The sequence below is a fragment of the Ferdinandcohnia sp. FSL W7-1320 genome (assembly GCF_038050315.1).
Lineage (GTDB): Bacteria > Bacillota > Bacilli > Bacillales > Bacillaceae_L > Ferdinandcohnia > Ferdinandcohnia aciditolerans.
In genome coordinates, this window is sequence record NZ_JBBPAM010000001.1 from 2,264,160 (window position 1) to 2,278,868 (window position 14,709).

Here is a 14,709-nt window from a genome sequence, read left to right on the forward strand (position 1 = left end):
GAGTGGGAAAATGGTGACTAATAGAATAGATGGTTCTAAAAATATTCCTTATAGATTAATAGAACAAAGTGATGAAACAGATAGTCTAGTTATTGTCTTACCAGGGGCTGGTTACACAATACAAGCTCCATTGTTACACTTTACAACAGGGGTATTTTACTATAAAGGCTTTGATGTATTACACGTTAACTATCAATTTAGCAGGCAAGAAATGGCTGCTATAAATGAAAAGGATTTCGCAAGTGATGTACTACAAACGATTGAAAACGCAACCAAGGACAAAAAATACTGCAAATATTATGTTGTAGCAAAATCAATAGGAACGATTGCATTGAGCAATTTGCAGGATCATCCAACGTTAAAAGAAGCAAAACTAGTGTGGTTGACGCCATTACTCCAAAGAAGTGACGTATTTAATGCAATGGTTAGAAGTGAAAATAAAGGACTCTGTATGATTGGAGATAAGGACAGTTGTTACATTGAAGAACGCTTTGAAAAATTGAAAAACAACCAAAATCTTATATTAAATGTAGTGGAAGGTGGAAATCACAGTTTAGAGCTTGATAACGAACCAATTAAATCTATTGAAATACTAAAAAATGTCATTTCCGCAATAAATGATTTTTAAAAAATTACTTCATCTTTGCGAGTAATGTGGGTGGATAAACGAAGAAGTAATTAAAATGTCTTGAAATATATTAATCAAACTACAAAAAGATTAAAACGATAAGCTGGTTGTGGGTGGACTTGCTGGCATAGCAATTTGTAGTAGTTTTGACGGGAATGAAGTATTTTCAGCCTATGCTGTAATCTTAGGAATAGTAGTATCATTATTAAGTAAATTTAATACACCTAGATAAAAATTTTACAGATCGGATTTCGATTAAAGAGTTTTCCTACTAGAGAGGGGGGCAAAATGGCATCTATTGTATACTCATTTCTATTAGTTGTTAGTTTTATATTTTTAGTACTGAAAAAGAGTGAAGCAGAATCCTATTTTCCGTTGAAAATAATTGGATACTTTATATTAGGTTCATTTGCTTTTAATTTCAATCAAGTTCCACTTCCTCTAGGGTTTATCGTGTACCTGATATTTTTTCGACCTTCGTTAAACATAGATATAAAACGATTGGCAGCTATATTCGGTGTACTCTCATTTATCCTGGTCCATTGGATATTGCCAATTGCCAATCTAGAATGGCAAAGCCGCCCACTATTTATCGAACATAAACTTGGTTCAGTATATACGATGAACTTTCAAGATGAATATGAACGAATTAAGCAAAAATTAAAGTTAGAGAACCAAAATGTAAGACTGGAGGATTTTGAAGTTGAGTATGTTAAAGATGGTAGAATTACAGACTTAAGCTGGCAGCTACTCGGACAAAATGGCAATAGTTTTAACCTTTATCGAATTCGATACGATTTGAATAAGAGTAGGTATCAAGTGACGAATAGTAAGCTTGATACCTGGCTCCAATACAATCGATTGATTGATGCTGAACATTTCTTTGAAAATTTGGATGTTCTTGATATTAAAGATATTACTCATTTAAAGGGTGACTTTTCCTCCTATGTGATCCGAAGTACAGGAGAACGAACGAATTATGCAGTAGAAAACGGCACTCATTATTTCTTATTAAATGGAGAAATACAAGTATTAGATGATGAAAGGTTACCAGTTGAAGCCTATTATATCTCAACATTTGCAATGAAGAAAACGGGAGAAAAAAGAGATAATCAAGGAAATCTAAGAGAAGAAAGTTTCGAAGGTACCGTCTCATCTGATTATCTATTTGATGTAAAGTTTGGTGAGGAATGATAAAAACTAGAAGAAGCATAAGGGGAGCTATATATGGCAAAAGGGTTACTTCATCATATTGAGATATATGTTTCAGATTTAAGTAGGACAGTAGACTTTTGGGGTTGGTTTCTAGAAGAATTAGGATACGTATCTTTTCAAAAATGGGAGAATGGACGAAGCTGGAAAATGGATGAGACATACATTGTTTTTGTCCAAGCTGAGGACAAATTTTTAGATATTCCGTATCATCGATGCCGAGTAGGTCTTAATCATCTTGCATTTCATGCAAGTTCACGAGAGCACATAGATGAAATGACAAACAAATTAAAAGAAAAAGGAGTAACTATTCTTTATCCTGAAAAACACCCTTTAGCAGGAGGAGAGGATCACTATGCCGTTTATTTTGAAGATCCTGACCGAATTAAAGTAGAACTTGTGGCTCCAAGATAGTTATTTAAGCAAGGATTGTTTCAAGAGGATACACTTTAAAAATGAAATAGTAAGCAGGAATAGTGTAAGCAATGTCGAAGTAGTAATATGACAACATCCGGTAATATACCATAAGGAGGCATAAGACAGTGGATAAATTATGGATCAACTCTTCAAAATAATAAATTTTTGAGGAGGAAAAATGAATGACGATAATTTTTAAGAATAATAAAAATATAAATAGAGAACAAGTAGAACGATTATATAATGATGTAGAATGGTATGCTTATACACAAGATATAGATGTTCTTCAACAGGCAATTGAACAATCGTTAGAAGTAGTATCTGCCTGGGACGGTGATGAATTAGTTGGGTTAATTCGAATAATTGGGGATGGATTAACAATTATCTACATCCAAGATATTCTGGTGTTAAATGCTTATCAAAATCGAGGATTAGCTACTCAATTGGTACAACAGATTCTGGAGAAATATAAAAGTGTTCGTCAAAAAGTATTATTAACCGAAGAAGCTCCAGATGTAAGACATTTTTATGAGAAAAATGGTTTCCAATCTTGCGATAAGGGGTCTTTAGTGGCATTTGCAAAGATGAATTAGGGGATTATTAAAGATAGTTAGCGTTGCATCATAAAATGGTGCAACGTTTTTTAGATTGTTTACCAACAATGAAGGGTTAATTGCATTTTTATGTACTCTCCCTACTTTAATTATAACATTTATAAAACCTTTATTATAGACTTTTTCTTTACATATACTACTGCTACAATCAATAGACATGAAAAGTAAGGAGAGATGTTGTATGAGTTCATTGGTTCTCGATTTTCAGGAAATGAATAAAACACAGTTTATGCTCGTTGGTGGAAAAGGTTTTAATTTAGGTGAATTATCAAAAATGGAAGGAATACAAGTACCAGTAGGGTTTTGTGTCTCCACTGTGGCATATCAACAGATCATTGAGCAAAACAATAAATACCGGGTTTTGTTAGAGCAACTTGCAAAACTTGAAATAGATGATCGAGATCAAATTGATGAAATTAGCAGGAAAATTCGCCAAGTTATCATGGAAATCGAGATTCCACTCAATCTTGTAGAAGATGTTACTCACTATCTCTCTAAGCATGGAGATGAACATCCATATGCAGTACGTTCTAGTGCGACTGCTGAAGATTTACCACATGCCTCTTTTGCAGGTCAACAAGACACTTATTTAAATGTCATTGGCAAAGATGCAATCCTGCATTATATCAGCAAGTGTTGGGCCTCTTTATTTACCACTCGTGCAGTTATCTACCGAATGCAAAACGGATTTGACCACAGCCAGGTGAGACTAGCAGTGATCATACAACGAATGGTTTTCCCTCAAGCATCCGGAATTTTATTTACCGCTGACCCCATAACTTTTAACCGTAAGATACTTTCAATTGATGCCAGTTTTGGCCTTGGAGATGCTCTGGTTTCAGGATTGGTTTCTGCGGATTGTTATAAAGTAAAGGATGAAAAAATCGTTGATAAGATGATTGCAACGAAGAAAGTGTCCTGCAATGTCTTAAACGGAGGCGGAACAGAGATTCAGCAAATCGATCCAGAAAAGCAAAAAGCACAAACACTTACTGATCAACAGATTTTACAACTAGCGCGCATTGGACGAAGGATTGAAGCTTATTTTGGAAGTCCACAAGATATTGAGTGGTGTATAGTTGAGAATACCTTTTATATCTTGCAAAGTCGTCCAATCACTACTTTATATCCGATCCCTAGTTCAAATGATGAGGAAAATCATGTCTATATATCTGTTGGTCATCAACAAATGATGACCGACCCGATTAAACCATTGGGATTGTCTTTTTTTCTATTAACGACTTTTGCCCCAATGCGTGTAGCTGGTGGAAGATTGTTTGTTGATATCACACATCAACTTGCAACTCCTGTAAGTAGAAACAATTTATTAAATGCGATGGGTCAACACGATCCGCTCATGAAAGACGCAATTATGACCATTATTGAGCGTGGCGATTTTATCAAAACGTTGCCAGATGATAATCATGCACCGAGTCCCACTAAAGGCAATTCAGATAGGCCCGAACAAGTTGAAAACAATCCATCCATCGTTTCTGATTTGATTATGCGCAGACAAACATCTATAGAAGCGTTAAAACAAAACATCCAAACGAAATCAGGATCAGATTTATTTGATTTTATTTTAAGTGATATTGATGAATTAAAGAAACTTTTATTCGACCCACAAAGTTCATCTGTATTTATGACTGCTATACATGCATCATCATGGATCAATGCTAAAATGAACGAGTGGTTAGGTGAAAAAAACGTAGCAGACACACTTTCTCAATCGGTACCAAACAACATTACTTCGGAAATGGGTTTGGCATTAATGGATGTTGCAGATGTGATTCGCCCTTATCCAGAAGTAGTTGAATATTTACAACATGTAAAAGATAATCACTTTATGGATGAACTGGAGAGGTTTGATGGTGGACAGAAAGCTAGAGAAGCTATCTATGCTTTTCTCTACAAATACGGTATGCGATGTGCCGGAGAAATTGATATTACGAAGACAAGGTGGACTGAAAAGCCACTTACAATAGTCCCTATGATTCTAAGTAATATCAAAAACTTTGAAGCTAAAGCTGGCAAGCGGAGATTTGAAAAAGGGCAACAGGAAGCCCTAAAAAAAGAACAAGAATTAGTAGAACGATTGAAGCAATTACCGGATGGTGAACAAAAGGTTAAAGAAACAAAACGAATGATCGACCTAATTCGTAATTTTATTGGTTATCGGGAATATCCAAAATATTTTATGGTAAATCGTTATTTCATATATAAGCAAGCTCTAATGAAAGAAGCAAAACAACTTGTGCAAAAGGGTGTCATTTATAAAGAAGAAGATATCTACTACCTCAGTTTTGAAGAACTACAAGAGGTTGTACGCACGAATACACTAGATTACCAAATCATCAGCAAGCGAAAGGTTGAGTACAAATTATATGAAAAGCTAACACCACCTCGCGTTATTACATCTGATGGTGAAATCATAGCAGGGAAGTACAAACGAGAGAATCTGCCAGCTAAGGCAATTATCGGTTTACCAGTATCTGCAGGTGTTATAGAAGGTCGCGCTCGTGTCATTCTTAATATGGAAGATGCCAATTTAGAAGATGGAGATATATTAGTCACAGCTTTTACGGACCCTAGCTGGACACCTTTGTTTGTATCCATCAAAGGCCTAGTAACTGAAGTCGGTGGGTTGATGACACATGGAGCCGTTATTGCACGAGAGTACGGATTACCAGCAGTGGTAGGAGTTGAGAATGCTACTAATAGAATTAAAGATGGGCAACGAATTCGCGTGCATGGAACAGAGGGATATATCGAAATACTATAATCGTTTTAGTTGAATTTTGCAGCACACATACAACTTTATACAATCAAACGGCCGATTTTCCAATGTGGAAATCGGTTTTTTTTTACTATGTTTTCACAAATCTTATTCTAATCCATTCTTAGACCAACCCTTACCCTAACACCTGTTTCCTAGAGAAATAGGAAACGTATCGCAGTACTAGAATGACTTTCAGTAGAATAATTAGAAAAGTTATCCATCCTCATTTAGGTATAAAAAGTTAAAGTATATAACATTCCTTCTCTATTATTATGTAGGATTATCATTTTGTTAAAGCTAAATTATAAAAGGAACAGTTCATCGAAAAAGTAGGAAGCTATTCCTAGTTTAAATATGAAATTAGGAATAAATATAGGAATCATTGGTAGTCGACTCGTTTTTATTACTGAGGTTATAATGTTAATACTTCACATAAGACTTCAATGGAAAAATGCTGATTAATGAATGGTGTTTTTTCTATTGGCCCGACAATCGAAGGGAGTTAATAAATGGAACTGTTTGCTAAAAGGATCATTATAATCTCAATATTAATTATGTTAATTTCAATATTTGATTTTTTGGATAATACAATCATAAGTATATTACATCTTGAAGATGAGGGAATATTTGAATTAATGGTGGATTTTTTCAGCCCTATATTAGAAGTTTCGTTAATGTTTTGGGCTTTGTTAACAGGTAAGAAAATTATTAGTAAAACACAAGAGGAAGAAGAACAGTATAAACGTTTAGTCCAATTATCTCCTGAAGCTATCATAATTCATGATAAAGGGGAAATCCTCTTTATTAATGAAAGTGGTGCAAACTTACTTGGTTCGAATTCAACAAATGAACTAATCCATCGGGACATAAGTGAGTTTGTTCATCAGGATTCAAAAGAACTCATAATAAATCTAAAAAAGCACTTAGATCAATTCCCCAATAGTGAATTTAATGAGCAAGTGAAAATAAAGAGAGTGGATGGGGCCGTAGTGGATTTAGAATTTAAATCGACTATGATTGATTTTAAAGGACATTTGGCACGAGAACTAATAGCAAGAGATATAACGATACAGAAGAGCGAAATTGAAAATGTAACGCGATTAGCATATGAAGATGCATTAACGGGTTTACCTAATCGAAGAGCCTTCATGGATCAACTCACCCGATTGTTAAAGTCTTCTGAAAAAGAGAATAAAATGTTTGGGGTAATGTTTATTGACTTGGATGGCTTTAAGCAAGTGAATGACACCCTTGGTCACGATGGAGGGGATATCCTTCTAAAACAAGTTAGTGATTATTTTAAGAAATGTGTAGCAGATAAAGGTATTGTGGCAAGGTTAGCTGGAGACGAGTTTATGGTCTTGCTGGATAGTGCAAATCAAGAAGAGAGTACATTGGTTGCAAATCGTATCATTGAGAGTTTCAATTCTCCAATCATTATACTTGGAAAAAGAGTTAGAGTCACAACAAGTATAGGAATAGCCCTATATCCACAACACGGTCTAAATGCTACCGAATTAATTAACCGTGCTGATATGGCTATGTACCAGGCAAAACAACAAGGGAAAAATAAATATCAACTATATAATCCATATAGTTTAAATGAGATTGATTTGTATTGAAAAACAAACCATACGCTACATCAGCGTATGGTTTTAATAATGTATATTTCCGAAGAAAAAGAGGTGTTTCTTACGCCTGAAACTTTTTGTTGTCAATTGAAATAATTTGTTCGTTTGCATGTTTTGCGATTTCTTTTGTTTCTTCAACTAGTTGTGAAATATGAAGACAACTTTGCTGCGCCCCTTTGACTAGGAGTGGAACACCTATCGAGTTAATTCCTAGTCCTCTCGAGAAAAACCCGCCCATTGTCATCGCAAAAGGGACAACGGGTGAAGTATTCGAAAAAATAATTTCCTCATTAGTATTATAGCGATTTACGATGATCTCACTGAAGTGATAAAGAGAAGGGAGGACGAGTTTTGATGAACGTCTTCCAAGTGTATACACACGATTCCCCTCATCATCTTCACCATGGAAAATGAATTTTCCTGCATCTTTTTTCTTAAGTTTGTTAAAATAAGGGACTGCTAATATCTCATCTTTTTCTAAAATCCTCGTAGGGTCATTGAAGATTTTAAGATGATAAGCAGCTGCTAGCGATGTGGAATGGGTACCACCGAAATCATGATAAATAAATAGCATATAAAATCACCCTATTTTTCTGTTTGTCTGTAAGCTTTTATTTGGGTTTTTAAAGAGGCATATACCCCGACAGCTGCATTACCATAGAAAAAGCCCATAAATATTCCCTCCAAAAGGTGATGGCGATGAGCGAAAAAAATCGAAATGATTAAGCCGATCACATTTGCAACAGTAGGAATAAAAGCCTTACGAATTGGTAGAAGCCACTTACAAATTTGAGTCAAGATAACGACTAATGGTACTGAAATAAGAGCATCCCAAACGTTTGTATGGATAGTAGGAAAGTTCTCCAATATCTAATTGCACCTCTTTTATAATGAACATTCTTGATACTATTGATAGCGTTGAAAAAATGAGGGGAAAATTCCCCTAGCCTAGTCTACTTCTTTTTTTCCTTTTCTTTCTTATCGTCTTCTTCATCACCCACTTTTAATTTGATATTCTTTTCACTGTTTTTATCATTTTGAGTGTGATTCTTTGATTTATTATCGTCTTCTTCTTTGGGCGGAGCACATCCAATAAGCAATAGAACTGTAATAATCACATTAATAAAAATTAAAAATTTCTTTTTCATGATAATTCCCCCAGAGGATATTAAATAGGTTTAATCAAATCCTATTAAATACAGTATCCAAAAGAAGAATAAATAAACTTCAGTATGAAAAAATCAGGTGTGAAGAAAAAATAAGTTGAATTTTTTAACGTTTATGAAAGAGGGAGGTCGGGTAACCACCGTATTGTATTAAGGAAATATAGATTGCTTTTCCTTTTTTTGGAGTTTGCGAATTGTTTCATACTGCCAATCTATGAAAAAGCATACGCATTTCATTTTTACGTATGTCTTTATCGCATTTTTAATAAAAAACCATACATAAATGGATACTAATTACATTTTTGGCCTCTTTTAATATCATTTTTACCTTTTTTTGGATGTCGCGAATGGAATCATACTGCCAATCTATGAAAAAGCATACGCAATTCTATTATGCGTATGTTTTTGTCGAACTTTTATGAATAAACCATATGCAAATAGATATTAATAACACTTTTGGTCTCTTTTAATATTTTGTAAAAGACATCATACTGCGCATCAATCTAAGCATACGTAAACCATTTTAAGTGAGTGAAAAAAAGAAACTTTTTATTTAGTTATTCGTATAGATAGTAATGAATATTTGAAAGGAGTCTATATGGAATCAATATTATTATTTTCAGTTATTATAGGGTTGGCTTCTACTCTCATCCTCTTTCCATTTTTACGAAATACGAACAAGAAGGAAAAGGAAAAAAAGGCTAAACCCCAAACAGGTCTTCTCCTATTAGGTGCGGTTCTATTTACCGCTCTAATATTTATTTTTTTCTATCTGACGAATCTTGATCGTAATTTTTCTTCCGTTTGGCTATTAGCCATTCTTGTTACGGCTGCTGGCGCATTCTTTGGAACCGGGATTGAAAGAGTTGTAAAGGGAGCATTATTTGTAGGGAGTCTTCTCTTTTGTATTTATTTAGGAACGGCTTTCCTCTTTAATGCGGATGAGAAATATGAAATTGCCAGCATGGCGCAGGAAACGGAGATTGAAGTCTTTGATGAAACAAAAACACCGGCAAGTGTGCCACCACAGTTTGCGCGAAATAAAATGAAAAAGGCCTTTGGTCAAGTTCCAGATACAAGTTATTATGAGTTAGGAAACTTGCAAATCCAAAAGGTAAACAACAAGTATGTGTATATAGCGCCTATCGAATTTTCGGGCTTTTTCAAGTGGTGGAAAGGGGATACGACACCTGGATACTTCACGATTAGTGCTACGGATTCTACTGATAATCCAAAGTTTGTGAAGACAGAAATGTCTTATACGCCATCTTCTTATTTTCATAAGAATCTTGAACGCCATATGCGAATGAAATATCCAAATATGATCTTTTATGGGGAACCTCAATTGGAAATCGACGAGGAAGGGAAACCCTTTTATATTCGCTCATATGGGGAATTTATTTCGGCACGAAATGGTTTTGAAGTAGAAGGAATCGTTCTCGTAGACCCAGCTTCAGGTAAAACAGACATGTATGCTTTAGCTGATGTTCCTTCATTTATTGATGGAGCTGTATCTCCAGAAGTGGTTAGCTTGCAAAATAGTTATTATGGAAATTATGTGAATGGTTTCTGGAACAGCAAGTTTGGAAAATCTGATGTAAAACTTCCATCAGATGAGGGAACGGAAGCAAATGTAAGTCCGATTTTTGATGAAAATGGGGATATGTATTATTTCACTGATTTTACTAGTCCGAAAGAAGGCGTTGACTCGATGCTCGGATACTCCCTCACGAATTCAAGAACGGGAGAGGCAACTTATTATACGGGTAACTTACAAGAATCATATATGGATTCACAAGGTGCTCTTCAAATTATTGAAAAGAAATTCATAGAAAAGAAATGGGACGGCGAAATGCCAATTCTCTATAACTTTTATGGAGAGGCAAGCTGGTTAACACCAGTATTGGATGCGAATGGATTTTTACAGAACTATTTTATCGTTTCAGCTGCTAATCCGGAAATTTCCGTGTACGGTAATACGCCAAATGAAGCGTTAAAGCTGTATAAAACAGCCTTACAACGTGGCGGAGGAACGGTTGACGGAACATCGGAAGCAGCAGAAAAACAAGTGAGCGGGAAAGTTGTCCGGGTTTATAAGGAAAAGGGAGAAAATGCTACGATTGTTTACTTTTTATTAGATAATAACAAAAGTTACGTGATCTCATCTGAAAATAGCCCAAAGGCGATCTATTTACAGGCAGATGATACCGTGAATGTGACATACCTTGATACAGGTGAAGACTTTTTACCAGCAAAAACTCTTGTGATACAAGGATTAAATTAATATTGATGTGAAGATAGTGTCGGTCATTGATGGCCGGCGCTTTTTGTTGTTTGTGCTTCTAGAAGGATTAATGCATATTTTGTTGAAATTATAAAAAGAACGGAGCAATATGACTTAAAAAGGTGAGCACTATTTAAAATTTGATATTAATAGAATTGAGGCACATAAACGAAACCTAGTTTCTGTGAACTTTTGTCTTACTTTATAGTGTTTTACATAATGAGGTTATCTATTGATTCAAAATATAAGACGAAAGATATGAAGTTTAGCAAAACAAATAGCTATAGATGCCAAAATTAAAGGTTTAAAAGTTTGTTGTAGTTGTCTTATTTATATATAAAGGGGAAGATGTAAATAGGTTTGACACGTTATCAGGCAATGCTTTTTGATTTAGATGATACCTTACTTAATAGGGATAAAGCTGTAGATAACATGTTTTTACTGATCTTAGAAAAGTATTATGAGGATGTTAAAAATATTGCCCGAAACGAAATGTTAACAAAATTTAAAGAATATGATAAAAGAAGTTATGGCTATGGTGATTAAACTATTGTTTTTGAATCATTTTTTGATGAATTTACACCAAAATATAGATTACCACGTAACGAAATTCAAGATTTTTGGAATCATCATTTTCCTCAATGTTTTACTTTAAATCAAAATACGATAAATATCATAACGTATAAAAGATTATGTTAACGTTGGAATTATAACTAACGGCTCAACTCAGAGACAAAAAGCTAAAATAATGAACACTCATTTAAATAGTTGTTTTGATATGATCATTATTTCTGAAGAAGTGGGATTGAGTAAACCAGACAAGCGCATATTTGAGTTAGCATTAAATAAGCTTAATGTGCCTCCAGAAGCCGCATGGTGATGATATAAAAAAAGATATTGGTGGTTGTCAAAATGCTCATTTAAAGGGAATATGTTTTAATCCTTTAATGGCTAAAAATGAAACTGAAATAGAACCGTTTGCCGAAATTACTTCTCTTGATAGATTATTAAATTATTTTGTTAAAGGTTTATTTTAATGGATTGTTATGGTAATCAAGGACTTAGCAACTCTGGATTTAAAGAAATAACAAATAAAATGTAAAATTTTGGGATAAACTCTTACTGAGATTAATCATTGAGTGAGGGGTAAAATGCGAAAGAAACGAAAAAATACAAATATGCACGTCATTTTGGTGTTTAGCATAATATTGTTAACTATCTTTAGTAAATCTTGGCGTGATATTCCAAAGTACTATAAAAATATGGTATATGTTAGTTCACTTAATGCACTATATTATTTTCTATGTAGAAGACATCTTGTTTGGGAATTTATTCCTAACGGCATAAACTGGTTCTTAATAAGAATGGTACATATAATTATTGTAACTCCGTTAGTAGTACTTGTATTTTTGAGCAAGATGCCTAGTGGGCGGTTTGAGCAATTAATCTACTATTTACGATGGATTACAGTAAGCTTTGCGGTTGAATACTTTATTCAGAAAAAACATCTAATTCTTTATGGACACGGCTGGAATATTTTTTGGTCAGGATTCTTGTACGTTAAGATGTATTTGTACAGTCATTTATTTACGACACGCCCTTTATTTACGTTATTCCTATCTTTGTTTTCAACTATTTTTTTTATTATTAAATTCAAAGTTCCTTTAAAAATGAAACACCTCTCAAGTTTCTTTGAACCATTAGTTGATCTATTTTACCATACAACTTTACAGGGTTTATTGACAAAGAAAAAACTATTCTAATTGTGCGATGGTTTTGCTTTTTTGTAACAGCACATTTTAACTAGCGGGTACGATCCTTCAAAAGGAAAAGTGCCTTTTTTGTTGAATTTTTAAACTATCGAAGCACCAGTTGAAATAGAGTTGCGTAGACGATACGCAACTTTTATCAATTTTAACCAGAATTACATCCAAGTCAGTCGGGATAATAGATAATTGTATAGAATCGGACCAGTTCTTCTGAAGAATTAATATAAATGTGTTCAGTATTCGCATTAAATTTAATGGTTTCGTCAGGATTTAACTCAAACTTCTCCCCATGAATTTCCAGAGTAAGCGTTCCACGTTGAAGTAGCACATATTCCTCACCTGTATGCTTTTCAGCTACATGTTTAAAACCAGGTTTTAAGTCTACAGCGAATATTTCAAACTTTTTTTCTGGATGAAAAGGGAAGATTGAATACACGAAATAATTTCCATCATCATCAGTGACTGGATTAAGTTCATTCAATTTTATTTTTTTAATTTGTGGTTTTTCATTTTCTTTTAAAAATCCTGAGAAAGAAACTTGCAATCCGTTTGCAATTTTCCAAAGAGTGGTGACAGTTGGATTTGATTTCCCATTTTCAATTTGGGCTAACATTGCTTTGCTAACCCCAGTTAGTTCTGACACGTTATCTAAGCTCAGTCCTCGCTTTTTTCTCAAATTGGCAAGATTATTCGCAATAACCTCTTGAATGAATTCCATTAAAAAACTCCTTGACTCTTTTTTCTATTCATTATAACATACATTTAAACATCATAACAGACGCGTGTTTACTATAGCATACATAAGGTGGTGTAACGTTGAACCAATTAGCAAATGAAATAACGTTTGAAAAAAATCTCCCTTCATTTTCTCAAGGAGTAAAAGACTGCGTTCCAACTTTAATTGGGTACATCAGTATAGGAATTGCGATGGGCATAGTTGGGGCAGCGTCCAATCTAAGTATATTAGAAGTTGCTTTATTATCGATCTTTGTCTACGCTGGTGCAGCACAATTTATCATCTGTGCTCTACTTGTATCAGGAAGCCCTTTTTCAGTCATTGTATTTACAACTTTTATTGTGAATTTACGTCATTTTTTATTAAGTATGACGATAGCACCGAGCTTTAAAAATTATTCTCTTTTAAAAAATTTTGGGATTGGAACCCTTTTAACTGATGAATCATTCGGAGTTGCGGCCAATAAAATTGCAAAAAAAGAAATGATTAATGCAAGTTGGATGAATGGATTGAATCTAACAGCTTATTTTTTCTGGATTTTGTCATGTACATTAGGTGCTGTTTTCGGAAAATGGATTTCAAATCCGGAAGTTTTAGGATTGGATTTTTCATTAACGGCCATGTTTCTAGCATTACTTGTTTTGCAATTAGAAAGTATGAAACGTAGTAAATTGAAGTTTTATCTATTGCTTATTACTTATGTTGTACTTTCGATGTTGGTACTCTGTATGTTTATGCCTTCCTACATTGCGATTCTATTATCGACCATAATTGTTGCGACGATTGGGGTGGTAAAGGACAAATGAGTTTGAATGTATCGATATTATTAATCATATTAGGTAGTGCGATTGTCACTTTTATTCCGAGAGTTGTTCCATTCATTGTTATAAGGAAAATAGGACTTCCCAAAGTTGTAATCAAATGGCTTTCATTTATCCCTATTTGTATTTTTACCGCACTGATCGTTGATAGCTTTATTATTGAAGATGAATCATTACTTTCAATTGACTGGAGAGTTCTTGCAGCAATTATACCAACTCTCATTGTAGCTATATGGACAAAGAGCTTATCAGTTACAGTTATTGTAGGAGTTGTCTGTATGGCTACAATAAGATTTGTGTTTTAATGAAGCTGAGTTTTTTGAATCAGGGTATTGCTATAATTGATAAAACTTATTCTTAATTGTTGCTGCATTTTTTTATCCTTACTGAAAATAATAAGTTCGGAGGTGTTAATATGGCAACTGCTAAAATCGGGGACAATATTTCATTTAATCGTGATGGGCAAAGTTATAAAGGAACAGTTACGGTTGTACGAGAAAATTCTGTTATTGTTGAGTATGGTTACAATGAAGAAAAAGACGAACCAATTTCAACTATAGTCAATCATAAAAATTATAAAATTACGAAGGCAACGTAGTAAACAATTGTATAGAGTAACGGGTAGCGATAGTCCAAAAAGGATTATCGCTTA

At 34.0% G+C, this 14,709-nt stretch carries 14 protein-coding genes and 1 pseudogene; 11 read left to right on the plus strand and 4 right to left on the minus strand.

Annotation, left to right across the window (positions count from 1 at the left end):
• The first annotated feature begins 10 nt into the window (after nt 1–10).
• The 6 genes from NST91_RS11400 to NST91_RS11425 all read left to right on the plus strand — a co-directional run bounded on the left by NST91_RS11400 (nt 11) and on the right by NST91_RS11425 (nt 7,272).
• A complete protein-coding gene (locus NST91_RS11400; RefSeq protein ID WP_341331224.1) occupies nt 11–628 on the plus strand; it encodes an alpha/beta hydrolase in 618 nt (205 codons plus the stop codon).
• 288 nt (nt 629–916) lie between these two features.
• Nucleotides 917–1,822: a hypothetical protein gene (locus tag NST91_RS11405; protein ID WP_341331225.1), complete on the plus strand. Its 906-nt coding sequence runs from the start codon at nt 917–919 to the stop codon at nt 1,820–1,822.
• Nucleotides 1,823–1,855: 33 nt separating this feature from the next.
• Nucleotides 1,856–2,254 (plus strand): VOC family protein, encoded by a 399-nt coding sequence (locus tag NST91_RS11410; RefSeq protein WP_341331226.1) that lies wholly within the window; start codon nt 1,856–1,858, stop codon nt 2,252–2,254.
• Nucleotides 2,255–2,439: 185 nt separating this feature from the next.
• Entirely contained in the window at nt 2,440–2,850 is a 411-nt protein-coding gene (locus NST91_RS11415; RefSeq protein ID WP_341331227.1) for a GNAT family N-acetyltransferase, read from the plus strand.
• Nucleotides 2,851–3,052: 202 nt separating this feature from the next.
• Nucleotides 3,053–5,653, plus strand: coding sequence for a phosphoenolpyruvate synthase (gene ppsA / locus NST91_RS11420; protein WP_341331228.1), 2,601 nt, complete (start codon nt 3,053–3,055; stop codon nt 5,651–5,653).
• Between the two features lie 506 nt (nt 5,654–6,159).
• On the plus strand, nt 6,160–7,272 hold the full coding sequence (locus NST91_RS11425; RefSeq protein WP_341331229.1) for a diguanylate cyclase domain-containing protein: 1,113 nt from the start codon (nt 6,160–6,162) through the stop codon (nt 7,270–7,272).
• 70 nt (nt 7,273–7,342) lie between these two features.
• Here the strand turns inward: NST91_RS11425 and NST91_RS11430 are convergent, their stop codons facing one another.
• From NST91_RS11430 to NST91_RS11440, 3 genes are all read right to left on the minus strand, one after another.
• Nucleotides 7,343–7,855, minus strand: coding sequence for a DUF3189 family protein (locus NST91_RS11430; protein ID WP_341331230.1), 513 nt, complete (start codon nt 7,853–7,855; stop codon nt 7,343–7,345).
• 11 nt (nt 7,856–7,866) lie between these two features.
• Nucleotides 7,867–8,148, minus strand: coding sequence for a hypothetical protein (locus NST91_RS11435; RefSeq protein ID WP_341331231.1), 282 nt, complete (start codon nt 8,146–8,148; stop codon nt 7,867–7,869).
• 86 nt (nt 8,149–8,234) lie between these two features.
• The gene (locus tag NST91_RS11440) at nt 8,235–8,429 is read right to left on the minus strand and encodes a hypothetical protein (protein ID WP_341331232.1); all 195 of its coding nucleotides are present in this window, start codon (nt 8,427–8,429) and stop codon (nt 8,235–8,237) included.
• Between the two features lie 616 nt (nt 8,430–9,045).
• Between NST91_RS11440 and NST91_RS11445 the strand changes: the two genes are divergently transcribed.
• Nucleotides 9,046–10,731 (plus strand): hypothetical protein, encoded by a 1,686-nt coding sequence (locus NST91_RS11445; protein WP_341331233.1) that lies wholly within the window; start codon nt 9,046–9,048, stop codon nt 10,729–10,731.
• A 378-nt stretch (nt 10,732–11,109) separates the two neighbouring features.
• Nucleotides 11,110–11,768: pseudogene (locus NST91_RS11450) on the plus strand (HAD family hydrolase).
• An 898-nt stretch (nt 11,769–12,666) separates the two neighbouring features.
• Here the strand turns inward: NST91_RS11450 and NST91_RS11455 are convergent.
• Nucleotides 12,667–13,218, minus strand: coding sequence for a helix-turn-helix domain-containing protein (locus NST91_RS11455; protein ID WP_341331234.1), 552 nt, complete (start codon nt 13,216–13,218; stop codon nt 12,667–12,669).
• Between the two features lie 98 nt (nt 13,219–13,316).
• Between NST91_RS11455 and NST91_RS11460 the strand changes: the two genes are divergently transcribed.
• The 3 genes from NST91_RS11460 (at nt 13,317) to NST91_RS11470 (ending at nt 14,655) form a co-directional block, all read left to right on the plus strand.
• Complete coding sequence (locus tag NST91_RS11460; protein WP_341331235.1) at nt 13,317–14,042, plus strand: AzlC family ABC transporter permease; 726 nt, start codon at nt 13,317–13,319, stop codon at nt 14,040–14,042.
• On the plus strand, nt 14,039–14,362 hold the full coding sequence (locus NST91_RS11465) for an AzlD domain-containing protein (protein WP_121448075.1): 324 nt from the start codon (nt 14,039–14,041) through the stop codon (nt 14,360–14,362). Before NST91_RS11460 ends, NST91_RS11465 begins: the two co-directional genes overlap by 4 nt.
• A 110-nt stretch (nt 14,363–14,472) precedes the next feature.
• On the plus strand, nt 14,473–14,655 hold the full coding sequence (locus NST91_RS11470) for a DUF2187 family protein (RefSeq protein ID WP_121448074.1): 183 nt from the start codon (nt 14,473–14,475) through the stop codon (nt 14,653–14,655).
• The last annotated feature ends 54 nt before the right edge of the window (nt 14,656–14,709 follow it).